The following is a 23,467-nucleotide window of genomic DNA, read 5'->3' as shown; positions in this document are numbered from 1 at the left end:
GCGCTACGGCCCGACGCCCGCGAAACTGGCTTCATGCTGAAATGGTAGATCGCCAACCCTGTTGCCTCGATACCGTTTCGCCTTCTCCCGCCAGCCTCTAAGCTGGCGGCGCGCTGAGTTGCGTAGCAACTCGTAAGTGCGCCCTTCTCAACTCAATCGCTTCGCTCTTTCGTCGCTCGGTGTGGCGCTTGCGGCAAGCTCGATGCAATAAAGATGAAGCCGGATTTTGCGGCAAGTGCAGTGAATTTGCAAGGTCGAGCAAGGCAACAGGACCATAAACGCTTGAGCCGCGCGTGTGTTCGTATAGTCTGGCGGCCTGCGGAGGGTGAAGATTTTGGCAATCGACAATAACCAGACGTTGGCGCTGCTGATCGACGGCGACAATGCTTCGTCCAAGATCGTCGCCGGCCTTCTCGCTGAAATCGCAAACTATGGAACCGCCAGTGTCAAACGTATCTATGGCGACTGGACCAAGCCCAACCTCAACGGCTGGAAAGAGTGCCTGCTGGAACACTCGATTCAACCGGTCCAGCAATTCGCCTACACGACAGGCAAGAACGCCACTGATGGCGCTATGATTATCGACGCAATGGACCTGCTCTATACGGGCCGCTTTTCCGGCTTCTGCATCGTCTCAAGCGATAGTGATTTCGCCCGCCTCGCCGCGCGCATCCGTGAACAGGGCGTCACCGTCTATGGCTTCGGGGAGCGCAAGACGCCCCGCCCCTTCATCACCGCTTGCGACAAGTTCGTTTATTTCGACGTGCTCAATGCGACCGGAGAACAGAAGGAACCGGAAGCCGTCGCCGCGCCCAAGGCGGCCGCCGCCAAACCTGCGCCGGCGAAAGCGGCTCTCGATCGCGCTGCCCTCGACATGCTGGCAAAGGCTGTCACCGCCTCGGCTGATGAAGACGGCCGCGCCAATCTCGCCCGCGTCGGCGCGCACCTGGCGAAACAGTCGCCGGATTTCGATGCCCGCAACTATGGCTTTCCGCGCCTCTCCGAATTGGTCGAGGCGTCCGGCATAGTCGAGGTGGAGCGCATTGGCGACAACCCCAAAATCATCATGGTTCGCCTCAAGGGTGAGGCAACCGCCCGCCCCGCGAAATAGGAGGGAAACGACATATGGCACGCAAGACGATCGAACAGCGGCTGGCCGAATTGGACGCGCAGCGCGCCAGCCTCAAGGCCCGGCTCGGGAAACAGGAACGCGCCAACGATACCCGCCGCAAGGTACTGCTCGGCGCGCTCGTCCTGCACCGCCTGGAAAACGGCACGGATGAGGAATTTTCTCGTCGCCTGCGCGAATGGCTCAAGCGCGAGCTGCCCGGCTTCCTGACGCGGCCGGGCGACAAAGACCTGTTTGACGATCTACTCGCCGCAGCGCCGGCAACCGGAGAAGGAACGAACAACGCCGGGGAGGCTGCTTCATGAGCCAGGCAACGCTTGCATGGGCCGCCTTCAAGAACATGCTGCGAACGGCCGCCCGCGATCCGCTATGGGCCTTTGTCGCTCTGCTCTCTGCGCCCTTCCGCATCTGGAAACCGCTGCTCGGCGCGCTGTTCATCCTCATCATTACCCTGTTCGTCATCGGCATGGGCGGCCGGTTCTTCCTCGAAAATATGGGCTTCGGTCCCGGCTCGGTGCCCTTCATCGCCCTCGATCTCGTCACGCTGCTGGTGCTGGCCGCCATCGTCTTCCGCTTCATCACCAATCCCCTGATCCTGCATTTCGGGGACATGGAAGGCGAAACCCACGGCTCGGCCCGCTTCGCCACCAACAAGGAAGTCGCCCCCCTCACCCGCGCCGATTCCGGCCTCCTGATCGGCCGCGACGGGAAAACCGGAAAGCTCCTGCGCTATGACGGCCCGGCCCATCTGCTGACGATGGCCCCGACCAGGACCGGCAAGGGCGTCGGGACCATCATCCCGAATCTGCTCACCGCCGACCGCTCCGTGATCTGCATCGACCCCAAGGGCGAAAATGCCAAGATCGCCGGCCGCGCTCGCCAGCAATTCGGCCCGGTCCATGTCCTCGACCCCTTCAGCGTCACCGGCATGACCTCGGCAGCGTTCAACCCGCTCGCCATGCTCGACCCTGACAGCCTCGATGTCGCGGAAGATGCCAGCACCCTTGCCGACGCCCTCGTGTTCGATGAACCGGGCATGGCCGGTGAAGCCCATTGGAATGAGGAAGCCAAGGCGCTGATCGCCGGCATCATCCTCTATGTCGCGTGCCACAATAGCCATGCGGACCGCACCCTTGAAATGGTGCGCTACTGCCTCACCGCCGCCCCTGAAATGTTCCTCACCATGCTCAAGAACATGCAGGCCAGCACCCAGGCGCGCGGCCTGATCGCCCGCGCCGCTAATCGCCACCTCGGCAAGTCCGATCGGGAGGCCGCCGGCGTCCTCTCGGCCGCGCAGCGCCATACCCATTTCCTCGACAGCCCCCGCATTGTCGATGTGACGGCCCGCTCCGATTTCCGCTTTGCCGATCTCAAGCACCGCAACGCGACCGTCTTCCTCGTCCTGCCCCCTGATCGCCTCTCCACCTATTCCCGATGGCTCCGCCTGCTCGTTGCGCAAAGCCTCACCGACATGGCCCGCGATCCCGCCAAGCCGGCGGCCCCGGTTCTCTACCTGCTCGATGAGTTCGCCGCCCTCGGCCACCTGGCCCCCGTCGAACGGGCTATGGGCCTCATGGCCGGCTATGGCGTCCAGCTCTGGCCGATCCTTCAGGACGTTCACCAGCTCCGCGCCACCTACGGCCAGCGCGCCGGCACCTTCCTCTCAAACGCCGGCGTCCTTCAGGTCTTCGGCGTCAATGACCATGACAGCGCCCGCCTCGTCTCCGATCTGCTCGGACAGGAAACCGTGGTGTTCCAGACCATGAGCCGCGCGCTCGATTCCGACAGGTCCGGAATCTCCTATGGCGAACAACACACGGCACGGCCGCTGCTGACCCCCGATGAGGTCCGAAACCTGCCCTCACATGCCGAATTGCTGTTCCTGGCCGGGCAACGGCCGATCGTTGCCGGCAAGCTCGCCTATTATGCCGATCCCGAATTTAAGGGGCTGTTTGATGCCCCATGAAGCCCTTGGCCATCTGCCCGACAATAAGCGGCGCGAGCTGGAGCGGGTTGCCCGCATCCTGTTCGATGAGTTCGAGGATGCCCAAAAAACCAAGCTCTCCGACAAGCACAAGAACGGCCGCATCCTCAAGCTGATCCTGTTCGGCTCCTATGCGCGTGGTGATTGGGTCGAGGATCGCAAGAGCGGCTATCGTTCCGACTATGACCTGCTCGTCGTGGTCAACAGTGAAGCCTTTGCCGATCCCGGCGAATATTGGGACCAGGCGGCCGAACGCTTCGTGCGGGAGTTGACCGTCACGAAGCACCTGGCAACGCCGGTCAACTTCATCGTTCATTCGTTCATGGACGTGAACGACCAGCTCGCCCACGGACGGCCCTTCTTTGTGGACATAGCCCGCGACGGCATCGTGATCTATGAGGTTCCGGGCTACCCCCTCGTCTCGCCCAAAACGCTAGAGCCAGAGGTTGCGAAAGCCGAAGCGCGCCGACACTTCGACCATTGGTTCCCCCTCGCCCGTCATGCCCCTCAAGCTCGCCCAGGACAGCATTGAGGACGATGTGAGCCGGGACGCCGCATTCATGCTGCACCAAGCCATTGAGCGCCTTTATCATTGCGTCCTGCTCGTGGTGACGCTCTACAGCCCGAAATCGCACCGGCTGACCTTCCTGCGCTCCCATGCAGAGCGCACCGATCCCAGGCTTATTGAAGCATGGCCGCGCGACACCAGATTCGCCCGGCGCTGCTTCGCCACGATCGATCGGGCTTATATCGGCGCTCGCTACTCCCCCGAATACGTCATCACCGGCGAAGAACTGGCCTGGCTGGTCGAGCGCGTGAAAATCCTGCTCTCGATCGCCGCCACCATCAGCGCCGAACACCTCCAACCGGAAGGCAAGCCGGGGAGTTGGACCTATGACAACATCGTCGCGGCCGAAACCGCCATCGAAATTCTGAGCCAGGCGCGCGGCATGGTCTCGGCCCGGCTGCGCACGATCAAGGATGACGACCCGGCCCAGGCCAGGATTCTCCGCGCCAAGCGCCGCGAGCTGGTGACGCTGCTCCGCTCGATCCGGCCCGACGATCCGGATGTCGCCAAGGCCGTCGCCGCCACCTGGGGGCCACGCATCAAGGACGATGCCCGGTTCTGGCGGGAGCTATAGCGGAGCGCATACGCGAACGGAATCTGGAAGGTGGCGACCTGCTTATTCCGGCCGTTGAAAGAGCACTCGAAATGCTTCCCCGGCTCGACGGCACAATTCACTAGAAAGGGTACTCGGTCCCGGCGCTAACGCACCGGGGCTTTGTCACTGGCGGCCCTCCGGCTCTCTACGGCGCGACATGGGGGCGCGTTCGCCTCCGGGCCGGCGCGGCTGTCGCCGCGTCCAGCTCGTCCAGATAGCGCGCATGGAGCCGGGTCAGCTCGATCCCGTCAACGGCTTGCGCTCGCCGCAAGGCAACCACCAACTCCTCGACCCCATCAAGAACGCCATCGTCATCGGAAAGCCGGCTTACATGATCGGCCCAATCGTCCAGCGCCGTGCGCTGAACGGCAACCCCATGTTGGGCTGCCAGTGCCCGGATGATCGTTTCGACCGTCTTCGTCGTCATGGATTGCTCTCCGCAGGCACGGCGGTAGCCCCCGGCCGGCCCGCTCTCATCATCTAGGGCCGTAGGGCCGGCCGGGGGCGGATGTTTAATGCTTACAGGGAAGCATATTGACCCCTACCCTACTCCCGCGCCTCGATCGGCGGGGCCTTCTCGCCAAGATGCCGGGCCATGATCTTCTGATAGGTCGCCTCGTCCATGATCCCGACACGGCGCTGCGCGGTCGCCATTTCCGCGATCTCGCGGGCAACGCGGCTACCTATTTTCGCATGTCCTTGGGGTGGCGCTTCGGATCGAACCATTGCTTGCCATCCTTTTCGCTAAGCCACGGACTCCCGAACCGCCGGCTTGCTGGCGGTTCGTCATTGGTCAGGTCCACGCTCCGCAAGGCCGCGCGCTCGCGACGGTGCTCCCGCTGCTTGTAGGGCTTATCACTCGTCGCCGTAGTGATACCGCACCCGGGATTTTTCCGCCTGGAACGGGCCATGAGAATCTAGATCGCCTCCGGATCGTTATATCTGCTAGCAAGCAGCTATCTATTTCTTGCCGCCAACCTCGACGGTCCTTCAGGCGATTGCCTGAAGCCCTCTTTTCTGAACAACGGTCAGCAACCGCAGCGCCGGTCCTCCGGGCTTCTTCACCCCGCGCTCCCAATCCGACACCAGCCCCTTGCTCACATTGAGATAGCGGGCAAAAACCGGCTGCGAAATGTGCTCGCGTTCGCGAATCGAGCGAATTTCTTCAGGGGTCAGCGGCTCAACCGCCGTAAGGCAACCCTCATCAAATTCCCGCATCGTCTGCTTGTCGATAGCGCCGGACTCGTAGAAGCCTTCCATCATTTCATGGACGGCTGCTAAAGCCTCACTCTTGTAAACCTTGGTCATCGCAATTCACCTCTAGCATTCGACCCGCAGCGACTTCCGCGTCCATTTGCACATCTGTAAATCCCAGGACCAGCTTTGCAGCCTTCTTGAAGATAACTTCTTCCGCATCATCGAGATTCGCCATGTCACTCTTGGCGAACCCGAACGCGAAAACCGCTCTAGTCTGCGTCCGGAAGAAAATCAGCGTTCGGAACCCGCCAGACCTACCAGCTCCGGGCCGCGCAACGCGCTGCTTGATAAGGCCGGCCCCTAGATCAGCGTCTATCAGGCCGCGCTCGGCGCGCTCTACAGCCTCACAAAGCATCGCGTCGGAGATTTTCTCCTTCCGCGCAAACTTGTGAAACCGGCTGCTTTTAAAGACCCTCACGCGATTTCCTCACCCGCCAATATATGACACCTAGCGTTACACTTCAAGAGATTCAGTCCGTATCGTTGAGCGCCGCCATAGCTCGCTCGATCGTCTCGGCAAGCGTGATCTCGTGACGATCGGCATAGGCATAGATCGCTTCAAGGGTATCGGCGCGCAGCCGGGTCGCAAACTGTTCCGTGCGGCCTGTCTTGCGCCGCGCGCGACGTGTGGGCCTGGTCGGGGCTGTCAGCTCGAAATCCGGTGCCTTCGGGGTCTCTCGGAACCCGGCCGCCCTCGTGGCCGCCTTAATCGCGTTCGGATCGAGTGGCGGAGCCGCTGCTGGCGTCTCTAGTTCATCGCCAAAGTCCAGCGTGGCCCGTTTCTTTTCCTCGCCAGTCATGCGACCCCTCCCCTAACGGCATTGATGACGGCTTGCGCGTATTCGCGGGCGTTTTCCTTGGCGCTGTCGAGGCCCGAAACATCGGACGTTTCCAGCTCGTGAAGCGTTCCGCCCAAGGAAAACAGCGTGCGGAAGGCTGCGCGATCTATCAGCGTGGCCGAAAGGACCGGGATCGACGCGCCGGCGAACTGCCGGTCAATATCGCGCGCCGTGCGCTCGCGGATGGCCGGAGGGACGCGCGTAAAGAACACGCGATATGGGATTTCGCGGTTCGCCACGCGCCACATTTGGCGCACCAGCTTGACCGATTTTGCCGCCTCGGCCGCGTCGAGGACGGAGCTTTGCAAAGGAATCAGGACCAAATCCGAGCGCGCGACCGCAAAGCCGATCCGATCGGTCGCGGTGCCCTCAAGATCGACAATGACGAAATCCGCCTCCGCTCGCGCGTCCTCGATCGTGTCGATGATGGTTTCGGCCGAGTCATCGACTATGATCCGGAGCGCGCCGGGCAGCTCCCGCAACCGCGACCAGGCTTCAAGCGGCCTATTGGGGTCCGCGTCGATCAACGCGACCTTGCGGCCAGCGGCGGCGAGTTCGCCGGCCAGCACAACGGCGGAGGTCGTCTTGCCGACCCCGCCCTTGCTCGAAACAAACGATATGACCGCCATGCGCCCTCCGAATATTTGATAACAAGCAGAATGTTAGCTGCTTTCGTTTTATATGCCGTTAACAGGCGGCTTTCAAGCTGCTTATAACAAGCTATCAGTTTTCTAGCCGCTAGAGATTTATCGCCGCCATTTCCGCCTGCTTTCTCTCGAAAGCCCATGCGACGGTTGCCGCAGGCGCAAGCGTTGCGGTTTTGCTGTGAGTTTTCCGCTTGCCGATCCGCCCTATAAGCGGATCGGAACCGCCGCAGGGTCGCGTAAACGGCCCGAACAGCGGCGTCCGCTTATGTTTTCATACTAAGATAAAGATCAGATGGGGATTCAGTCTGCTTGGCAGACTCACGCTCTTGCAACGACTTCCCAAGGCGGGCGAGGGCCTGTCCAAGCGGATTATCGCCTACATCGAACAGCGCCAATTCGCCCATATCGAGGGTGGCCCTGTGCGCGTCGATGACGGCTTTGCGCTCGGCCTCGGCCTGCACATGATCGTCGGGCGGGGGAGGGGCCTTGCCGAACCGCCCAAGGAACCGCAGGGCCTTTTCCGGCAGGGACAGGCGATAGGCGTTGCTGGCCTGTTGCACCTGGGGACCGCTCTCGTTGCCAGTCGGCTCGTAGCGCCGCAGCCAGTCGAGGAAGCCATGCGCGCGCAACGCCTTCAGCGCCCGCACCACGGCGTCACGCGACCGGCGCACCTTGCCCATGATCGTATCCAGGGACGGTTCAAGCCGGCCGGTGCGGAAGTCCACCAGATTGACGAAGAACTCTAGCACCTCGATCGCGACCGATCCGAGCGGCCCGCTGCGCGCGCCCTTCTGGCGCTCGGCCAGCTCGTAGCGTTTGGCGGCCATAAGGATTTTCTGCGTCTCCTGGCGGTTGGTCGGCCGCCATATCCGGCCCTCGGAGCGCCCCTTGAAATGGCTGTGCCGGCGAACCGGCGTCGGGCAACGTTCGGGTGGAGGGGGCATGACCAGGCTGAACGTGCCCTGTCCCGATCCCCGCAGGGTCGCCCTGCGATCATGGGCGAGGGTGGAAAGCTCCCCGGCCTCGTCGTCGGAGAGCTGGCCGGTTCCGTGCCGGGTCCAGACTTCCCGCATGATTTCATCAAGCGCGTGCCCGCGCGCGCAGCCGATCGCGGCCGCGATTTGCGTCCTCAACATCTATCCTTCGTCCTCCGTTCGGGAGGGCATGACGGGTGTGGACGGTGGACAAAGTTTCACCGTTCCCGGCAAGACTCACTCTTGCCGGGTGGCTCACTCTCGACTATGTTGGGGGCTGCTCAGGCTGGCCCAACAAAGCCGGTTCCGAAATCCGAAAACCCCTTGCCGCTGCGAACGGCTAGGGGTTTTTCATTTCATGCCCTCGTCGTTTCTTTCTCGATCAGCAACCTCAATGCTTCTTCGATGATTGGCGCGCGACCCGGCACGCCTCGGCGTTCCTTGATCCGGTCGATTGCCTCGACAAGATCACCCGGAACGTAGGTATTCAGCGCCACGCGACCGGCCGCCGCTTGCCGCGCCCGATGGGCGGCAACGTCCTTCCGAATCTTTTCCGTGTTCTGCTTCATGCTTACAAGTAAGCAGCCGATTCCCGCGATTCTGCAACCCCTTATGTCTAAGGTGCGGAAATATCGCGCATATCGGACACTCTGGCGGGTAAGTCGGCGGGGGCTTCAGGGTCGATTTGAAATCGACGCACCAAGCGCCCGGTAAAGGGTGGAGCGATGCACGCCCAGAAGCCGGGCGATCTCGGGCACTGACTTTTCCTCCCGGTCGATGAGCTGACGCGCGTGCGCGATCTGCTCGGCCGACAGGGCAGGGGAGGGGCCAAACCGCACACCTCGGGCCTTCGCCGCGATCCTGCCGGCGCTCGTGCGCTCCACGATCAAGGACCGCTCGAACTCGGCCATGCCGGCGAACACGGTCAACACCATGCGACCGGCCGGCGTCGTCGTGTCGGCCCACGGCTCGGCCAGGGAGCGCAGGCCAGCGCCAGCCTCCTTGATCCGCTCCGCTATCGCCAGAAGGTCGGCCGTCGATCGGGCGAGGCGGTCTAGCCTGGTGATCGTCACCACATTGCCGGGCTGCAAATAGTCGAGCATCCGGGCCAGCTCGGGCCGGTTGCGCTTCGCCCCGGAAACCTTTTCCTCAAAGATACGGACGCACCCGGTCGCGCCAAGGGCGGCGCGCTGCTGGTCGAGGTCCTGGCCCTGGGTGGAGACGCGAGCATAGCCGATCATCATGGGGGCGGATTCCTGTCGCAAATCATGTCGCAAGTCTCTTACTACTTGCGACAAAGACATGCGACGCAAAAGCCCCTGATTTTCGGGGGGCCGCCGATCTGTCGCAGGTTTTAGGATTTCCGCGACAGACCGAGGATTTTAAAAATCAAAGTCGTGTTCCAGCGGTCGGCCCCGAGCGTAGTGTGAAAATCTCCTCGATGCGTATCAGGACAGCGCATTTCGGTGGTTTCATGCCGGCTTTCTCGGCGAAAGCAAGCGCATTCTCGAACGGCATACCCTCTGTAAATACTTCCGGCTGTCCAACAAAGCGGTAGCCATCAAGGGCTTCCCGGTCGATGACAGCGACCGCGATCTTCGAACCGTCGCGTATATTCTGGAGCGTCTGGCCGCCCGTGTTCTCGTTGTAGATGAGAGTGGTGTCATCATAAACGCGCAGCGATCGCTTCGGTCCGATGTCCGGCAAGCCGTCCTTGCTGACCGTTGCCTGGATCGGCAGTTGTTTTGCCAGAAAGCTTTTCATGGTTTCATCAAGCGTATTCACGTTTTCAGTATCCTGTTGTTGAAAAAAGTTGCTAGCCGGCCGTCAGGAAGAGACGATCGGGCAATGAGGGCAATCGTTGTCAGCCTGCTCGGCGTGCCGGGCGACCCGGAAGACATCGAAAGCCACGTCATAGGCCTTGCGGATTGCCGTATCGACTACGTCCTCTTCGCACTCATGGGAGCGGAGGTGCTGCGCGAGAGCAGCAAGCGACTGCTTCAGATGCTGAACACAGGCTATCCTCATCGACAGAGGGGTTGCCGGTGAACGTGCAGCCTCGATAAGTCGGTCATAGGCCTTTCGATAGAAGGCTTCGGCTTCCCGGCTGTCGCCGACCCGTTCGGCCAGTTCCGCGAGGTTATGGCATGACACGTTGTAGATAACAGGAGCAGGAAAGCGGCAGGACTGAATGAGTGCGACCGCAAACAACTGTTCGGCTTCTTCAAGAGCATCGAGATAGGCTGTCCGCGCAAGGGGGATCTCCCCTTGCGCATAGGTCTGATTGGCTGTTTCAGTCAGCGTCTTCCAGCGCCGGTCGCCACCATGGATGACGGCAAGGCCCTGCGGACGGGTCGAAGCATCGACTGCCGCGTTTGAAGGTGGAGTGTGAGCCATAACCGTCCGATCCCGCTCATGCCGCTTTCAGGACGTCGTCGCCCTTCTGCCAGTTGCAAGGGCAAAGCTCGTCGGTCTGGAGTGCATCAAGCACCCGCAACACCTCCTGCGGATTGCGCCCGACGCTGAGATCGTTGACTGAAACAAAGCGGATGATGCCCTCGGGATCAACAATGAAGGTGGCGCGTAGCGCAACACCTTCTTGCGGGTGAAGGATGCCCAAGGCTGCACTCAGTTCCCGCTTGATGTCGGCAAGCATCGCAAAGGGCAGATCAACGAGATCGGCATGATTCTGCCGCCATGCCAGATGAACATATTCACTGTCCGTGGAGGCGCCATAGAGAACGGTGTCACGGTCGGCGAATTCTCCGTTGAGTTTCCCGAAGGCGGCTATTTCCGTAGGGCACACGAACGTGAAATCTTTCGGCCAGAAAAACACCACCTTCCATTTACCGGCATCGCTGTCCTGGGTGATGCGCGTGAAGGCGTTGGCCGGATCGGTTGAGATGACAGCCTGCAGGTCGAAGGCGGGAAGTCTGGCGCCAATAGTAAGCATATCGGAGTTTCCTTTCGGTGTGTGCTTCGGTACGGATGAGACAAGGCGGTTTGCTCCGCCCCCATCCGGCAAGGGCGGCCCGCAATTCGGTCTCGGTATTCTGGTCCTTATCGCGGCATCAACGCCGACCAGGCGAAGACGGCCAGCCATTGGTTGAGCCAGCGGCTCCTTGCACCCAACACCAGGATCGACAGATCGCCGGGTTCTGAAATGCGTGTGTTCGCGGCAATGCTCCCGGTCGATATCAATTCACATCTCCTGCGATGGCTTGTTCCGGTGCAACTTCGGTGAGGAGCGGCAGCGGCACGGAGAGTATGGGATCGGCGGTCGCGTCGAGGACGGTGGCTGCTGAGTGGATCACAGCGGCAATGCGAATTGCTGCCTGAACTGCCTGCGTCGAAGCCCCATGCTTGCGGGCACCGGCGAAATGCGCCTTCGTGCAGCCTTCGCACCCCTTCACCACAGAGGCGGCCAGGCCGAACAGCTCGAAATCCGCCTGGTCGATACCATGACGAGCAAGACCGTTCATGCGAAGACCGGCCGGAAGCTGCGCCAGTTCAGGATCGTCCGCCATATGGACGGCTCGATAATAGACATTGGTCATCGCCATGATCGCGGCGGCGGCCCTTGCGGCTTCGATCGTTGCCTCATCAATCAACAGGAGAGCGTCATGTTCGATCGCATGGGTGAGAGCGTGACTGCGGCTCGCGAGGCTGGAAGCGACGGCAACGCCCCATTTCTGGCTTTCTGAGAGTTCCGGCGCACCATCTACCCCCAACAACGTGCCGAGATTGAGTTTGACATCGCGAGCATAGTCGGGGAGCGACTGTCGCAGACTTTCCAGAGGGCTTTTCATCATTCCACTTTCCATTTTTGCGCGTTTGCGAAGACGGTTGCGCCAGGAGCTCATGAACAGCCTCCGTCCAGAGACTTGCAGGCTCCGCACGACCGGCACCCCGACGAGGATTGTTCTGAACCGGAACAGAGGCGCTTGGCCGTCACCAATGGCGTAAGCGTAATGACGACATCGACGCTCGATATGGCATAGCCAACCGGCGGGTCCGGCAAAGCGCCGACACGAAAACTGTCGGCTGGAATGTCGATGACGCGGTCTTCGCCCTCGATGTAGAAATGCTGATGACTGCCCGTGTCGGTATCGAAATATGTGCGGTCGCCATGCACGCCGACCTTACGCACCAGGCCCGCCTCGGAAAACTGGTTGAGCGTATTGTAAACGGTCGCCAGCGATAGCGACACGCCTGCATCAATCGCTTGCCGGTGCAAGTCATCAACAGTGACATGCCGGTGCTCTTCGGCGAATAGCAGCTCTGCGAGGGCCATCCTCTGGCGTGTCGGGCGCAAGGTCGCATTCTTGAGGCGAGCGATTATCTTTGCGCGATTGTCGCGCTGGCGCTCGCGTTCAGACCGCAACCTGGCTCGCGTCTCGTCAGGAATTTGTAGCATCGGAATTTCCCTATGTGAGAGCGCATCGCTCCACCCTGCGGTCGGTGTCGTGGTATTGCTTTCGGATACGCAGCAGCACATCGACGCTGAGAAGCTGGTAGCCCTCGGGAAGAGCCGGCAGATTCCGGACGGCTATCCCCTCGGTGGGGACATCCATCAGCCGATCTTCATCAACTGCATAAAAGTGGTGATGGTGCTTGAGCTCGGTGTCGAACCATGCCGTCGAGCCATAGATAGGCACTCGCCGCAGCAGGCCCATGTCGCTGAAATCCTTCAGTCCACGATAGACGGAGCTGATGGAACCGGGGGCACCCGAGCGGACAAGTTCCTCGTGGAGGCTTTCAGCCGTGACGTGCCGACCACCTCGGGCAAACAGCAGGTCCATGAGAGCGAGCCGCTGCTGCGTCATCCGCAAACCCGTATTCGCAAGGATACCCCGGATCAAATCCGGCGGTGCTTGTGGAGCGGGAGTGGCGTCGATGCGCTCGATTGTCGTCATATTCCGTCCTCCTGTCGAATCCTTATTGCAATTCACTCTTAATTGCAGAATAAGAGAAACGAGGCGGGCGTCAATCCTTTTTGCAAATGGTTCTGAATTGCAATATGGGGGAAGCCTTCGCTAAAGATGCAATTCAGTCGCACTAGCAAAAGGAGATGCATATGCTCGACAAGGTAAGGCGGTCGGTTCTGGCCGGAATGATGGGGGCTGCATTCGCGGCCGTGCTAGCCGTCGTTCCGGCGGCCGCGCAGGAGAAGTTCAAGGCCGTGACCACTTTCACGGTCATCGCCGATATTGCGAAGAACGTCGCGGGCGATGCAGCGATCGTGGAATCCATCACCAAACCAGGTGCCGAGATTCACAATTACCAGCCAACACCGGGCGACATCCAGCGCGCGCAGGGCGCGCAGTTGATCTTCTGGAACGGGCTCAATCTCGAACTGTGGTTCGAAAAATTCTTTCAGAACCTGAAGGATGTACCGGGCGTCGTGGTCTCCGAGGGCGTGGAACCCATGGGTATTGCGGAAGGCCCCTATGAAGGCAAACCCAACCCCCATGCCTGGATGTCGCCGACCGCAGCACTGATCTATGTCGACAATATCCGCGATGCTTTCGTGAAGCATGATCCGGCAAACGCCGAGACCTATAAAGCTAACGCGGAAGTCTACAAGGAAAAGATCAAGGCGGTCATCGACCCGATCAAGGCAGAGCTTTCCACCGTACCGGAAGACAAGCGTTGGCTCGTATCAAGCGAAGGCGCGTTCTCCTATCTCGCTCGCGATTTCGGGCTGAAAGAACTCTATCTGTGGCCGATCAATGCCGACCAGCAGGGTACGCCGCAGCAGGTCCGCAAGGTCATCGACGCAGTGCGTGAGAACGGCATTACGGTCGTCTTCTCCGAAAGCACGATCTCATCGGCTCCGGCCGAACAGGTCGCCCGCGAAACCGGCGCGAAATATGGTGGTGTTCTCTACGTCGACTCCCTGACGGAAGCCGATGGTGAGGTTCCCACCTATATCGACCTGCTTCGTGTCACCTCCGAGACAATCGCCAAGGGCCTCGCTTCCTCGTCCTGATCCTCCCCTCTCAGGACTACCGACCCCGCCCTTAAAAAGGCGGGGTCATTTCATTCACACCGACAAAAAGGTAAATCCAATGAATGCGCAACCCGGCTGGCAGAAACAGGCCGCCCTCGGTTCTGAAGGAGCCGGGATTTTCGTAAACGGCGCGACCGTCACCTATCGCAACGGCCACACGGCGCTCAGAGACGCGAACTTCCAAATACCGACAGGCACGATTGCCGCCCTCGTCGGCGTCAACGGTTCAGGCAAGTCGACACTGTTCAAATCGATCATGGGCTTCGTGCGCCTTGCCAAAGGTGAGATCCGCGTGCTCGGCATGCCGGTCGAGGAAGCGCTACGCAAAAACCTCGTCGCCTATGTGCCACAGGCAGAAGAAGTCGATTGGAACTTTCCGGTTCTGGTCGAGGATGTCGTGATGATGGGACGCTACGGCCATATGGGCATGATGCGCATGCCGAAAAAGGCCGATCACGAGGCGGTCGCCGCCGCGCTCACGCGCGTCAACATGGGCGAGTTCCGCAAGCGCCAGATCGGCGAACTATCCGGCGGCCAAAAGAAACGCGTCTTCCTTGCCCGGGCTCTTGCCCAGGACGGCAAGGTCATCCTGCTCGACGAGCCGTTTACTGGCGTGGATGTGAAGACCGAGGATCAGATTATCAAGCTTCTGCGCGAGCTACGCGATGAAGGTCGCGTCATGCTGGTCTCGACCCACAATCTAGGTTCCGTCCCGGAATTCTGCGACCGCACCATCCTCATCAAGGGCACCGTGCTCGCTTATGGCCCGACCGTCGAGACCTTCACGCAGGAAAATCTGGAAAAGACGTTCGGGGGAGTTTTGCGCCATTTCGTACTCAATGAGGCGCAGAACGGCAAGCCGACGCCGATCGGCGTTATTACCGATGATGAGCGTCCGCTGATCCTCCAGGGCGGCAAGGCGACGGCTCGCAAATCTGACGACAGCGACAGGGGGCGGCAATGAACGCCATCCTCATTGAACCCTTCACCTACAGCTACATGCTCAACGCGATGTGGGTCTCGGCCCTCGTAGGTGGAGTCTGCGCGTTCCTCTCCTGTTACTTGATGCTGAAGGGCTGGTCGCTGATCGGCGATGCGCTATCGCATTCCATCGTGCCGGGTGTCGCCGGCGCTTACATGCTGGGCCTGCCGTTTGCGATAGGCGCGTTTTTCTCTGGCGGCCTTGCTGCGGGAGCAATGCTGTTCCTGAACCAGCGCACGAAGCTGAAGGAAGATGCGATCATCGGCTTGATCTTCTCGGCCTTCTTCGGCCTCGGCCTGTTCATGGTGTCTATCTCGCCGACCTCGGTGAATATCCAGACCATCGTGCTCGGCAATATCCTTGCCATCACCCCCGGCGACACACTTCAGCTCGCCATCATCGGTTTCGTTTCGCTGGCGATCTTGCTCGTGAAATGGAAAGACCTCATGGTCGCCTTCTTCGATGAGAGCCATGCCCGGTCCATCGGCCTCAATCCGACCGCCCTCAAGGTCATGTTTTTCACGCTGCTGTCGGCCTCGACGGTGGCCGCGCTCCAGACGGTCGGGGCCTTCCTCGTCATCTGCATGGTCGTCACGCCCGGTGCGACCGCCTATCTGTTGACGGACCGCTTTCCCCGCCTCCTCGTCATCGCCGTCCTCATCGGCTCGATCACGAGTTTCGTGGGGGCCTATGCGAGCTATTTCCTCGATGGAGCTACAGGCGGCATCATCGTCTGCCTTCAGACGCTCATTTTCCTGATCGCGTTCTTTTTCGCACCGAAACACGGAATGCTCGCCGCCCGCAGGCGCGCGGCGCTCGCCTTGGAGGCCGGACGATGAACATCCTCGACGCGCTTCTCGCACCCTTCCAGTTCGACTTCATGATCAATGCGCTGGTAATCTCGGTCGTCGTCGCGATCCCGATGGCGCTCCTGTCCTGCTTCCTCGTCCTCAAGGGGTGGTCGCTGATGGGCGACGCGATCTCCCACGCCGTCTTTCCCGGCGTGGTCATCGCCTACATCATCGGCATTCCGTTCGCCATCGGAGCGTTCGTCGCCGGTATGTTCTGTGCCATTGCTACCGGCTTCCTGAAGGAAAACAGCCGTATCAAGCAAGATACGGTTATGGGCGTGGTCTTCTCCGGCATGTTCGGCTTCGGGCTGGTTCTCTACGTCAAAATCCAGTCCGACGTGCATCTCGACCATATCCTGTTCGGTGACATGCTCGGCGTGTCTTGGCGCGATATCGGCGAGGCCGCGATAATCGCGGCGCTGACGGCGGGCATTATCGGCGTCAAGTGGAAAGACTTTCTGCTGCACGCTTTCGATCCGGCGCAGGCGCGCGCGGTCGGTCTGCGGGTGAACCTTTTGCATTACGGCCTGCTCAGCCTGATCTCGCTGACGATCGTCGGTGCGCTTCAGGCCGTTGGCATCATCCTAGCCATAGCGATGCTGATCGCGCCGGGCGCCATTGCCTTCCTGCTGACCCGCAAGTTCAGCACGATGCTGATGCTATCGGTGACAGTCGCCGTCGTCGGCTCCTTCTTCGGTGTCTACCTGTCCTTCTTCATCGACAGTGCGCCAGCACCGACCATCGTTCTCCTGCTCTCGATCGTCTTCGTGCTCGCCTTCATCCATGCCACGCGGAAGGCGGCGCGGATCGAAACATCACAAGCGGCATGAAACGCAGTTCCGGCTACCCGGCACTTTCGCCGGGTAGTCGGCGGCGCTGCTGTCGCGGTGACTGCCCTCAAACTTAAAATGATGGAGGCAAAGATGATTATGGGGGGCCGCCGTTCCCGTGAAGCTGAACAACAGGCCAAGCGGATTGAGGACGCATCCAGACCTTACGAGCCGCATATGCCGGCATTGGCGCGCATCATCATCGGCTCACGTGCATTTCAGCGCCTGATGGACCGACTGGACACGCGCGAAGGCAAGCGGTTGGACAATACACCTGCTGCACGGCAACCGTCTCCATTCCGTTCAAGCGAACGGCTCCTGCCGGAAAAAGGCCCTTTCGTCCCACGCATGCACCCTTTGGGCGGCATGGTGTACAGGACACGCTTTGTGCAACGCCTCCTTGGCAATCCTCTTGCCGGCACCAATGCAGGTGGACCGAACGTAACAAAAGCGGCAGGCGAGGAAGGAAAGGGGGGTACCGGAGAAGATCGAAGTTCCTGTGCAATCCCCGAGCATTCCGAGGGGGCATCGACTGACAACGATCTTCGAGACTTGCGACAGAAGGCGCTCATATCGTCGATGCTCCACTCCGCTACCCGATGGGGTGGAAAATGACAGACGGGCTCGACTGGACGGTCTTGTTGAAACTGCTGCTCGTTATCGTGCTGGTGGTGGCAAACGGCTTCTTCGTGGCTGCCGAGTTTTCGCTCGTTGCAATCAGGCGAAGCCGCATCGAACAACTGGGCCACGAAGGCCACTGGCTGGCTCCCGACCTAGCAAAGGCCAGCGACAACCTTGATGCCTATCTGGCCGCAACCCAGCTCGGAATCACGCTATCGTCACTCGGTCTCGGCTGGATCGGCGAGCCCGCCGTCGCCGCCGTACTCGAACCGCTGCTTGGCCATCTGCCTGCGCCTTTTGACGTGCTGGGCAGCCATGCCGTTGCCTTCGTCATTGCCTTTTCGCTTATCACTACCATGCATATCGTCTTCGGCGAACTGATGCCCAAGAGCCTGGCGTTGCAGAAGGCAGAGACGGTATCGCTCGCCATCGTGCGTCCGCTCGCCGTCTTTCTGGTGCTGTTTCGCCCGGCGATCTTCGTGCTCAACGGCTTTGCCAACTGGATGCTCCGCAAGATCGGGCTACAAAACACGTCTGGTGAAGAGCATCTGCATTCTCCGGAAGAACTCAAGTTGCTGTTCGATGCGGCCAGCCGGGCGGGGCTTATTCAAGAAGAACAGGGTGATCTTGTCGACCGGGCACTGACGCTTGGAGAGCGCAAGATCGCGAGTTGCATGACGCCCCGCGCCGATTTCGAATGGATCGACGCAACAGCACCGTTTTCCGAGATCAGGCAGATGATTATCGCCTCCAGCCACAGCCGCTTCCCGGTGCATTCCCCGGATTTCGGCACCCATGCGATGGTGACCGCCAAAGCCGTTCTTTCCCTCGATGCTGGTCTTGCCCGGCTTCCGCCCGAATCCGCTCTGCCGGCCGTCGTCGTTTATGAGAATGCCGCCGTGCTGCACATTCTCGATCAATTCCGACGTAACCGTACCGAATGGGCGCTTGTGGTTGACCAACATGGCGAGGTTCAGGGGCTGGTTACCACCCATGATCTATTCGACGCGCTGGCAGGCGATGCCGACGCCTATCCGATCGAAGTTCCGTCCTCCGACACCCATGATGCCGAACCGGTCGAAGAGCAGGTATTTGACGCAGGAATTTCAATGGATGAATTCCGGCGACAATTGCGAAGACCGCGCCTCGGCGCAGATGACCTTAGAGGTTACCATACAGTCGCGGGATTCGTGCTGGAACGGCTACGCTACCTGCCGGAGGTCGGGACGACGTTTCGGCAGGATGAGCTTTGCTTCGAGGTGAAAGCGATGGACAAGCTTCGTATCACGCGGCTGTCGGTCAAGTCCGTGGATGATAGTTCTTGTGGCGTTGTGACAAAGCATTGAACATAAATCCACTTTTACTTATCCGGCTTTCGTTTTCCAGAAGTCTTTAGCGGCTTCACATAAATTTCAAGGCGATGCGAGACGATTGAAAACCCGTGTTGTCGAGCAATTTCCTCCTGAATCCTCTCAATCTCATCTGATCGGAACTCGATGACATCACCTGTGTCCACATTGATCAGGTGATCATGATGCTCCTGTTCGGCACTCTCAAATCGAGCAGGGCCATCGCCGAAGGTATGCTTCTCCAAAATACCTTTTTCCTGAAGAAGATTAAGCGTTCTATATACGGTAGCGATCGCAATACCTGAATCGATTTGAGTGACCCGGCGATGGAGTTCAACGGCATCAGGATGATCGTCTGACTGTGCCAGAACCTCCATCAGGATGCGGCGAGGACCAGTTAGACGCAGACCGTTTTCTTTACACAGGGTTGCAATATCTTTTGTGAACCGCATTTTAGCCTCCCTGTGATTCCTCAAACGGTATGTCTATAAGGTGCTGCGCCGTATAGAGTTATCTATTCTAAAAAACTACTGTGCCGGCGCTGGCACGGTGATGGTGCATTTTTGGTCTTTCCCTGTCTGCCTGGCCGTCTCTAGGCACGCAGAAAGCTCCCCGCCGCTGGCGTTGTAGAACCGGCCCCCCCATTTCATTTTCTCGACCTCAAGGGGATCGTCCGCCCCGATCATCGCATAGCCGGCGCTGACGCGATCAAAGCCCATGACCAAGCTGGCAACATGGCTATCGGCCGAAAACGGCAGGAAGCGCGGCAACAGCAAAATCAGGAAGATTCCAAGGACCAGCCCAACCAGGCCGGCCGTCCACATGCGGAAATCCTGGCTTTTTCGGTCGTAGGCGCTTTGCGTATAGCTGGCGAGGTTCCGGCCCGCGCGCTCGAGGTCGGATGCCTGGCGCTCGAGCTGCTGCACGGCCGTCTTAACCAGACCCTCACCGCTGCGCTCGAGCGCGCGGGCATAATGCTCCGGCCCATTGCGCAGGACCGGCGATTGCTCGACGCCCTGCAGGTGCTCCGCGACAGCGGCGAGCTGCTGCGCCACCTTGCCAAATTCCGGCCGATAGTCGGCCGCTGGCCCGACTTCCTCGAACCGATCCAAGGCCAGTTCAACGCCCTTGCGGATATTGGTCATTTCCCGCGTGAGATTGCCGGCTAGGCTTTCGACGGTCTGCCGTAGCGCCTCGAACGCCTGCGCCGGGTCGCCGTCCTCGTCGGCCGCTGCCTCTGGCTCAAAACCTTCCATGTCGTCGCGGTTTTCGTCGTCCTCGGTCATGTCTTCTCCCTGTTATCGGCCAAGGCCAAGCGTTCGGCCCCGCGTGATGCTCTGTTCCAGCTCGCGGGATATGCCCTCATTCTGGCGGATTTGCTGGCCGATCCCGAGTTCCTGCCGGCGATTGCGCAGGATGGATTCAACCTGCGGGTCGCGTTCGAGGCTCTTGGCAAGGCCCTGCATCTGGCCTTCGACCTTGCCGCGCGCCTGATCGTGCTGCCAGCCGCGCAGCTCGTGGCGCTGCGCCTTCAAATCCTGCCAGCGTTCAACGAACCGCTCGGCCCGAACATTGGGGTCTTGCTGTGCGGACTGCTCCCGCTTCAGCCCATCCATGACCTGGGCGACACGCTCCCGGCCGGAAAGCTCGGTCATGCTGCGCTCTATCTGCGGGTCATATTGCAGCGCCGACCGCATCAAATCATGTGTGCCCGGCCGCGCCTGGTCGAGTTGCTGGCCGGCCTCGCGCATGTCCTGGCGCTGCATGTCGAGGATGGGCAGGCCCTCGCGCATATGCTGGTGCGCCGACTTATAGGCCCGCGCATAGCGGTCAACGGCGGTTTCCAGCGCCGACAACGGCCGCGCCCGCTCGGCCAGCCGGTCTTGCGCCGGCGCCGGCCGCAAGCTCCCTTCCCTTTCCGGCCGCTGTTCGGGCGAGGAAGGCGTGCGGGACGCCTTCAGCTTCAGCCCGTCGAACATGCCACGCCGCTGCTTCTCGGCCTGCTGCGGCCGTTTCTGGTCGATCTGCGGGCCGTTGTTGCCGGCACGGTCCAGCTCGGGCCGCTCGGCCGCGCTCCGCCGCTGCTGCTGGCGATCGGCGGCGAGATCCTTGCCGAGATCCGCGCGAGGATCTGCACCCACTTTTTGCGAGGATCTCGGCGCGCGGTCCTCGATGCGCTCCCGCTCGACAGGGGGACGCTCGGCCGGAATCTCGATTTCGCTGCGGATGCCCATTTGCTCCGCGATCCCGCGCCGCTCGGCAAAGTCGCGGGTGTAGTCGAGCGTGGTTTCCTTCACGCCCGACCGGGACAGGCGGCGCTCAAGCTGGCTATAGGCCAGCTCGCCGGCGTCCTGCACCTTCCATGTGTTCCGGTGCGTCTGTGTGCCATCGGGCAAGGTGACAGGGGTGGAACCCTCATGCTGAAGGCCGATCTTCTCCCCGATCTCGGGCGCGGCCTCCTTCATGGCCCGCTCAAGATCGACGCCCCATATCGTGCGCTGCTCGCCCTTGGCGTTTTCCAGCGTCACAAAATAGCTCTCGCTATTGCCTTCCTTGTGCTCGAACGGCGCGGCCCCATGCTCGACCAGGCGGCCGGCATTGGTGAACTCGTCCTGGCCCGCATAGAGCTGCACGCCGTCCCTGTGCCGGGTCATGGCGACATAGGTTAGATGCCGGTCCATCGTCCCCGACGCCAGCACATAGGACCGATCGACCGTCGCCCCCTGATTTTTATGGATGGTGGTCGCATAGCCGTGGTCGATTGCCTGATAGTCACCCATCGGCACGCTGATGCTATCCCCGCCTCGGCCGTCGAGCTGCGCGACGATCCGGCCCGGCTCGACGGCCTCAACGGTGCCAAGCATCCCGTTTTTCACGCCTAGATCACGGTTGTTTTCGAGGAATACGATCCGGTCGCCGGGCGCGAACTCCCTCTGGCCGTCATTGGTCTGGAAGGTCAACGCGCCGTTTTCTTCGCCCTGCGCCAGCTCGCCGCGCTCCTGAAGCTCGGCCCTGATCCCCTCATTGATGGCCCGAACATCGGCCCGGCGATGCGCCATCGCAACCCGGGTGCCGTCCGGACGCTGATCGCGGTCGGCAAGATAATCGCGCACGATCTCGCCCCGCGCGTCCTCCCCGATTTCAGCAAGGCTGATATTGCCATGCTCATGATAGGCGGCCAGTCCCTCGGCCGTCCGGTGCGTGGCGAAGTCAACGGAAGCCTCCCGCTGCCAGTCCACGCGCTGCCGGCGAATTTCGGATAGCTCGGCATGGCCGATTTCCTCGGTAATCGCCCGGAACGGTGCGCCGGCCCCGATCGCCTGCAACTGCTCGTGGTCGCCGACAAGGACGATCTTCGCCCCGCGTGCCTCGGCCTCTCCAACAAAGCGGGCGAGCTGGCGGCTCCCGACCATGCCCGCCTCGTCGATCACGAACACGTCGCCGCGGCCGAGTGTACCGCGGTCGTTTTCCCAACCGCGGGACCATGACGCCAGGGTGCGGCTCTGGATGCCGGAAGATTCCTCCAAGCCCTCGGCCGCCTTCCCCGACAAAGCCGCGCCGTGGACCTGATAGCCCTCGGCCTCCCATGCCTCGCGCGCGGCCGCGAGCATGGTGGATTTGCCCGCACCGGCGAAACCGACAACAGCCGCGATCCGCTCCGGCCCGGTAATATGCTCGATCGCGTTACGCTGCTCGGCCGACAATCCCGCTGTCATATCGCCGGCGCTGCGCTGAATGGCGGCGTCCTGGGCAGCCATCGCCCGCTCGACATGACGGCGATCGACGCCATGACCTTGCGCCTCGTGCATCCGCTGCGCGCTCTCGATCATGCCGGATTCGATCTCGACCATTTCGCGGGTCGAATACCGCGCAAGCTCGATCTCGCCCGTTGCCGGGTCCGCGCGCTCGGCCTGCAACTCGACCAGTGCCGGCGAGGCCATCACCTTCGCAAACGCGCTCTGGAACTCCCCAATGTCATCATTGATGTAGCGATGCAGCGTCCGCGCCACGTCGCGCCGGTCGAACACGCTCTTTTCGCCGGTGATGAGGGTTAGAACCTGCTCGGGCTTCTCGCGGATAAGATCGGCATTGCGCTGCGCCGCTTCCTCGTCCAGTCGCGTGCGCGCCACGTCGAGGCCGCGCCGCTCCATCTGCGTGGCATGGACGCCCATATGCTCGGTCGGCGCGATCTCAAGGCCGCGCTCCATGTGGGAACGATGGTCGATCCGAATATCATGCCCGGCCAGTGCCAGCCGTTCATTGGCGACATTCTCCCAGGTCTGGCGAAGGTCGCGGAGCTGCATATCTGTCGTCGGTAGATCGTTCGACAGCAGCCATTTGTTTTCGCGCTCAAGATAGGTCTTGTCGCCTAACCCGTCCTCCGTAACCTGCCGCGTCGTCATCATAATGTGAGCATGGTGATTGCGAACGTCGCTGGCATCATGCGGCGCATGGATGGCGAAATCCACGGCTGCGCCATAACGGTTCGCCAATTCCTGCGCGATCTCCCGCGTTGCCTCTAGCCGCTGCTCGGCCGAAAGCTCGTGCGGTAAGGCAACCTCAAATTCGCGGGCAACGCGCGCGTCCTTCCGCTTCTCGGCAAACTCGGCGGCGTTCCACAAGTCCGACCGATCCCGCGCCCAATCCGCATTGACGCCCTCGGGCAAGACGATCTCGGCATGTTCGACGCCCTGCTTTGCCGTGTAGTCGTGCGTTATGCCGTCGCGCTCGTTGGTCAGCCTCTCCCCGGCGCGATAAGCCATTGAGGCGACGGCGCTACGGCCCGACGCCCGCGAAACTGGCTTCATGCTGAAATGGTAGATCGCCA

Annotated in this window: 29 protein-coding genes; 11 read left to right on the top strand and 18 right to left on the bottom strand. The window is 61.0% G+C overall.

Annotated features, from left to right (window positions below; translation table 11 throughout):
- Positions 1-334 precede the first annotated feature (334 nt).
- The 5 genes from Q0330_RS00565 (at position 335) to Q0330_RS00545 (ending at position 4,255) form a co-directional block, all read left to right on the top strand.
- On the top strand, positions 335-1,111 hold the full coding sequence (locus Q0330_RS00565; protein ID WP_299472910.1) for an NYN domain-containing protein: 777 nt from the start codon (positions 335-337) through the stop codon (positions 1,109-1,111).
- A 14-nt stretch (positions 1,112-1,125) separates the two neighbouring features.
- Entirely contained in the window at positions 1,126-1,434 is a 309-nt protein-coding gene (locus tag Q0330_RS00560) for a mobilization protein (RefSeq protein ID WP_299472908.1), read from the top strand.
- A 161-nt stretch (positions 1,435-1,595) separates the two neighbouring features.
- On the top strand, positions 1,596-3,095 hold the full coding sequence (locus tag Q0330_RS00555; RefSeq protein ID WP_299472906.1) for a type IV secretory system conjugative DNA transfer family protein: 1,500 nt from the start codon (positions 1,596-1,598) through the stop codon (positions 3,093-3,095).
- Positions 3,085-3,645, top strand: a complete 561-nt coding sequence (locus Q0330_RS00550) for a nucleotidyltransferase domain-containing protein (protein WP_299472904.1) — start codon at positions 3,085-3,087, stop codon at positions 3,643-3,645. The genes Q0330_RS00555 and Q0330_RS00550 overlap by 11 nt, the downstream gene beginning before the upstream one ends.
- Entirely contained in the window at positions 3,614-4,255 is a 642-nt protein-coding gene (locus Q0330_RS00545; RefSeq protein ID WP_299472902.1) for a HEPN domain-containing protein, read from the top strand. The genes Q0330_RS00550 and Q0330_RS00545 overlap by 32 nt, the downstream gene beginning before the upstream one ends.
- 166 nt (positions 4,256-4,421) lie before the next feature.
- Here Q0330_RS00545 and Q0330_RS00540 read toward each other — a convergent pair whose 3' ends face one another.
- From Q0330_RS00540 to Q0330_RS00470, 15 genes are all read right to left on the bottom strand, one after another.
- Positions 4,422-4,703 carry a hypothetical protein gene (locus Q0330_RS00540; RefSeq protein ID WP_299472900.1) on the bottom strand — a complete coding sequence of 94 codons (282 nt, stop codon included), beginning with the start codon at positions 4,701-4,703 and terminating at the stop codon, positions 4,422-4,424.
- A gap of 119 nt (positions 4,704-4,822) precedes the next feature.
- Positions 4,823-5,002: a hypothetical protein gene (locus Q0330_RS00535; RefSeq protein ID WP_299472898.1), complete on the bottom strand. Its 180-nt coding sequence runs from the start codon at positions 5,000-5,002 to the stop codon at positions 4,823-4,825.
- A 264-nt stretch (positions 5,003-5,266) separates the two neighbouring features.
- Positions 5,267-5,584 carry a DNA-binding transcriptional regulator gene (locus tag Q0330_RS00530; RefSeq protein WP_133036850.1) on the bottom strand — a complete coding sequence of 106 codons (318 nt, stop codon included), beginning with the start codon at positions 5,582-5,584 and terminating at the stop codon, positions 5,267-5,269.
- Complete coding sequence (locus tag Q0330_RS00525; RefSeq protein WP_133036851.1) at positions 5,562-5,951, bottom strand: type II toxin-antitoxin system RelE/ParE family toxin; 390 nt, start codon at positions 5,949-5,951, stop codon at positions 5,562-5,564. Before Q0330_RS00525 ends, Q0330_RS00530 begins: the two co-directional genes overlap by 23 nt.
- A gap of 52 nt (positions 5,952-6,003) precedes the next feature.
- The gene (locus Q0330_RS00520) at positions 6,004-6,333 is read right to left on the bottom strand and encodes a stability/partitioning determinant (RefSeq protein WP_133036852.1); all 330 of its coding nucleotides are present in this window, start codon (positions 6,331-6,333) and stop codon (positions 6,004-6,006) included.
- Positions 6,330-7,001 (bottom strand): ParA family protein, encoded by a 672-nt coding sequence (locus Q0330_RS00515; RefSeq protein ID WP_133036853.1) that lies wholly within the window; start codon positions 6,999-7,001, stop codon positions 6,330-6,332. The genes Q0330_RS00520 and Q0330_RS00515 overlap by 4 nt, the downstream gene beginning before the upstream one ends.
- Positions 7,002-7,282: 281 nt before the next feature.
- Positions 7,283-8,155, bottom strand: a complete 873-nt coding sequence (locus Q0330_RS00510) for a helix-turn-helix domain-containing protein (RefSeq protein WP_299472890.1) — start codon at positions 8,153-8,155, stop codon at positions 7,283-7,285.
- A gap of 194 nt (positions 8,156-8,349) precedes the next feature.
- Complete coding sequence (locus Q0330_RS00505; protein WP_133036855.1) at positions 8,350-8,562, bottom strand: ribbon-helix-helix protein, CopG family; 213 nt, start codon at positions 8,560-8,562, stop codon at positions 8,350-8,352.
- 105 nt (positions 8,563-8,667) lie between these two features.
- Positions 8,668-9,237 (bottom strand): recombinase family protein, encoded by a 570-nt coding sequence (locus Q0330_RS00500; RefSeq protein WP_299472883.1) that lies wholly within the window; start codon positions 9,235-9,237, stop codon positions 8,668-8,670.
- Positions 9,238-9,382: 145 nt separating this feature from the next.
- Complete coding sequence (locus Q0330_RS00495; protein ID WP_299472881.1) at positions 9,383-9,757, bottom strand: pyridoxamine 5'-phosphate oxidase family protein; 375 nt, start codon at positions 9,755-9,757, stop codon at positions 9,383-9,385.
- A gap of 63 nt (positions 9,758-9,820) precedes the next feature.
- Entirely contained in the window at positions 9,821-10,390 is a 570-nt protein-coding gene (locus Q0330_RS00490; RefSeq protein ID WP_299472879.1) for a hypothetical protein, read from the bottom strand.
- Positions 10,391-10,406: 16 nt separating this feature from the next.
- The gene (locus tag Q0330_RS00485) at positions 10,407-10,946 is read right to left on the bottom strand and encodes a peroxiredoxin (RefSeq protein ID WP_299472877.1); all 540 of its coding nucleotides are present in this window, start codon (positions 10,944-10,946) and stop codon (positions 10,407-10,409) included.
- A gap of 244 nt (positions 10,947-11,190) precedes the next feature.
- Positions 11,191-11,856, bottom strand: coding sequence for a carboxymuconolactone decarboxylase family protein (locus tag Q0330_RS00480; protein WP_299472875.1), 666 nt, complete (start codon positions 11,854-11,856; stop codon positions 11,191-11,193).
- Positions 11,853-12,410, bottom strand: a complete 558-nt coding sequence (irrA, locus tag Q0330_RS00475; protein WP_366518277.1) for an iron response transcriptional regulator IrrA — start codon at positions 12,408-12,410, stop codon at positions 11,853-11,855. The genes Q0330_RS00480 and irrA overlap by 4 nt, the downstream gene beginning before the upstream one ends.
- A 10-nt stretch (positions 12,411-12,420) precedes the next feature.
- On the bottom strand, positions 12,421-12,909 hold the full coding sequence (locus Q0330_RS00470) for a transcriptional repressor (protein ID WP_299472874.1): 489 nt from the start codon (positions 12,907-12,909) through the stop codon (positions 12,421-12,423).
- A gap of 161 nt (positions 12,910-13,070) precedes the next feature.
- Between Q0330_RS00470 and Q0330_RS00465 the strand changes: the two genes are divergently transcribed.
- From Q0330_RS00465 to Q0330_RS00440, 6 genes are all read left to right on the top strand, one after another.
- A complete protein-coding gene (locus tag Q0330_RS00465; RefSeq protein WP_299472872.1) occupies positions 13,071-13,985 on the top strand; it encodes a metal ABC transporter substrate-binding protein in 915 nt (304 codons plus the stop codon).
- Positions 13,986-14,064: 79 nt separating this feature from the next.
- A complete protein-coding gene (locus tag Q0330_RS00460) occupies positions 14,065-14,970 on the top strand; it encodes a manganese/iron ABC transporter ATP-binding protein (protein ID WP_299472870.1) in 906 nt (301 codons plus the stop codon).
- Positions 14,967-15,827 carry a metal ABC transporter permease gene (locus Q0330_RS00455; RefSeq protein ID WP_299472868.1) on the top strand — a complete coding sequence of 287 codons (861 nt, stop codon included), beginning with the start codon at positions 14,967-14,969 and terminating at the stop codon, positions 15,825-15,827. The genes Q0330_RS00460 and Q0330_RS00455 overlap by 4 nt, the downstream gene beginning before the upstream one ends.
- Positions 15,824-16,669, top strand: a complete 846-nt coding sequence (locus tag Q0330_RS00450; protein ID WP_299472866.1) for a metal ABC transporter permease — start codon at positions 15,824-15,826, stop codon at positions 16,667-16,669. The genes Q0330_RS00455 and Q0330_RS00450 overlap by 4 nt, the downstream gene beginning before the upstream one ends.
- A 78-nt stretch (positions 16,670-16,747) precedes the next feature.
- Positions 16,748-17,284: a hypothetical protein gene (locus Q0330_RS00445; RefSeq protein WP_299472864.1), complete on the top strand. Its 537-nt coding sequence runs from the start codon at positions 16,748-16,750 to the stop codon at positions 17,282-17,284.
- A complete protein-coding gene (locus Q0330_RS00440; protein WP_299472862.1) occupies positions 17,281-18,636 on the top strand; it encodes a hemolysin family protein in 1,356 nt (451 codons plus the stop codon). The genes Q0330_RS00445 and Q0330_RS00440 overlap by 4 nt, the downstream gene beginning before the upstream one ends.
- A 14-nt stretch (positions 18,637-18,650) precedes the next feature.
- Here Q0330_RS00440 and Q0330_RS00435 read toward each other — a convergent pair whose 3' ends face one another.
- The 3 genes from Q0330_RS00435 to traA all read right to left on the bottom strand — a co-directional run.
- On the bottom strand, positions 18,651-19,091 hold the full coding sequence (locus tag Q0330_RS00435; RefSeq protein ID WP_299472859.1) for a Fur family transcriptional regulator: 441 nt from the start codon (positions 19,089-19,091) through the stop codon (positions 18,651-18,653).
- A 75-nt stretch (positions 19,092-19,166) separates the two neighbouring features.
- Positions 19,167-19,925, bottom strand: a complete 759-nt coding sequence (locus Q0330_RS00430) for a DUF6118 family protein (protein WP_299472857.1) — start codon at positions 19,923-19,925, stop codon at positions 19,167-19,169.
- 12 nt (positions 19,926-19,937) lie between these two features.
- On the bottom strand, positions 19,938-23,467 hold a 3,530-nt coding region (gene traA, locus Q0330_RS00425), incomplete at its 5' end, for a Ti-type conjugative transfer relaxase TraA (RefSeq protein WP_299472855.1).

Source organism: uncultured Paracoccus sp., from assembly GCF_937873615.1.
Lineage (GTDB): Bacteria > Pseudomonadota > Alphaproteobacteria > Rhodobacterales > Rhodobacteraceae > Paracoccus.
Note: the sequence above shows the minus strand (reverse complement) of the source record. Positions and strands in the feature narration are given on the sequence as shown.

What these genes read in the sequence shown, in the direction of transcription:
- Q0330_RS00470 (WP_299472874.1), bottom strand. Translation starts at nt 12,909, where the DNA reads ATGACGACAATCGAGCGCATCGACGCCACTCCCGCTCCACAAGCACCG.
- Q0330_RS00460 (WP_299472870.1), top strand. Translation starts at nt 14,065, where the DNA reads ATGAATGCGCAACCCGGCTGGCAGAAACAGGCCGCCCTCGGTTCTGAA.
- Q0330_RS00445 (WP_299472864.1), top strand. Translation starts at nt 16,748, where the DNA reads ATGATGGAGGCAAAGATGATTATGGGGGGCCGCCGTTCCCGTGAAGCT.
- Q0330_RS00435 (WP_299472859.1), bottom strand. Translation starts at nt 19,091, where the DNA reads ATGCGGTTCACAAAAGATATTGCAACCCTGTGTAAAGAAAACGGTCTG.
- Q0330_RS00560 (WP_299472908.1), top strand. Translation starts at nt 1,126, where the DNA reads ATGGCACGCAAGACGATCGAACAGCGGCTGGCCGAATTGGACGCGCAG.
- Q0330_RS00550 (WP_299472904.1), top strand. Translation starts at nt 3,085, where the DNA reads ATGCCCCATGAAGCCCTTGGCCATCTGCCCGACAATAAGCGGCGCGAG.
- Q0330_RS00520 (WP_133036852.1), bottom strand. Translation starts at nt 6,333, where the DNA reads ATGACTGGCGAGGAAAAGAAACGGGCCACGCTGGACTTTGGCGATGAA.
- Q0330_RS00430 (WP_299472857.1), bottom strand. Translation starts at nt 19,925, where the DNA reads ATGACCGAGGACGACGAAAACCGCGACGACATGGAAGGTTTTGAGCCA.
- Q0330_RS00545 (WP_299472902.1), top strand. Translation starts at nt 3,614, where the DNA reads ATGCCCCTCAAGCTCGCCCAGGACAGCATTGAGGACGATGTGAGCCGG.
- Q0330_RS00455 (WP_299472868.1), top strand. Translation starts at nt 14,967, where the DNA reads ATGAACGCCATCCTCATTGAACCCTTCACCTACAGCTACATGCTCAAC.
- Q0330_RS00535 (WP_299472898.1), bottom strand. Translation starts at nt 5,002, where the DNA reads ATGGTTCGATCCGAAGCGCCACCCCAAGGACATGCGAAAATAGGTAGC.
- Q0330_RS00465 (WP_299472872.1), top strand. Translation starts at nt 13,071, where the DNA reads ATGCTCGACAAGGTAAGGCGGTCGGTTCTGGCCGGAATGATGGGGGCT.
- Q0330_RS00505 (WP_133036855.1), bottom strand. Translation starts at nt 8,562, where the DNA reads ATGAAGCAGAACACGGAAAAGATTCGGAAGGACGTTGCCGCCCATCGG.
- Q0330_RS00485 (WP_299472877.1), bottom strand. Translation starts at nt 10,946, where the DNA reads ATGCTTACTATTGGCGCCAGACTTCCCGCCTTCGACCTGCAGGCTGTC.
- irrA (WP_366518277.1), bottom strand. Translation starts at nt 12,410, where the DNA reads ATGCTACAAATTCCTGACGAGACGCGAGCCAGGTTGCGGTCTGAACGC.
- Q0330_RS00510 (WP_299472890.1), bottom strand. Translation starts at nt 8,155, where the DNA reads ATGTTGAGGACGCAAATCGCGGCCGCGATCGGCTGCGCGCGCGGGCAC.
- Q0330_RS00515 (WP_133036853.1), bottom strand. Translation starts at nt 7,001, where the DNA reads ATGGCGGTCATATCGTTTGTTTCGAGCAAGGGCGGGGTCGGCAAGACG.
- Q0330_RS00490 (WP_299472879.1), bottom strand. Translation starts at nt 10,390, where the DNA reads ATGGCTCACACTCCACCTTCAAACGCGGCAGTCGATGCTTCGACCCGT.
- Q0330_RS00500 (WP_299472883.1), bottom strand. Translation starts at nt 9,237, where the DNA reads ATGATGATCGGCTATGCTCGCGTCTCCACCCAGGGCCAGGACCTCGAC.
- Q0330_RS00450 (WP_299472866.1), top strand. Translation starts at nt 15,824, where the DNA reads ATGAACATCCTCGACGCGCTTCTCGCACCCTTCCAGTTCGACTTCATG.
- Q0330_RS00540 (WP_299472900.1), bottom strand. Translation starts at nt 4,703, where the DNA reads ATGACGACGAAGACGGTCGAAACGATCATCCGGGCACTGGCAGCCCAA.
- Q0330_RS00480 (WP_299472875.1), bottom strand. Translation starts at nt 11,856, where the DNA reads ATGAGCTCCTGGCGCAACCGTCTTCGCAAACGCGCAAAAATGGAAAGT.
- Q0330_RS00440 (WP_299472862.1), top strand. Translation starts at nt 17,281, where the DNA reads ATGACAGACGGGCTCGACTGGACGGTCTTGTTGAAACTGCTGCTCGTT.
- Q0330_RS00555 (WP_299472906.1), top strand. Translation starts at nt 1,596, where the DNA reads ATGGGCGGCCGGTTCTTCCTCGAAAATATGGGCTTCGGTCCCGGCTCG.
- Q0330_RS00530 (WP_133036850.1), bottom strand. Translation starts at nt 5,584, where the DNA reads ATGACCAAGGTTTACAAGAGTGAGGCTTTAGCAGCCGTCCATGAAATG.
- Q0330_RS00495 (WP_299472881.1), bottom strand. Translation starts at nt 9,757, where the DNA reads ATGAAAAGCTTTCTGGCAAAACAACTGCCGATCCAGGCAACGGTCAGC.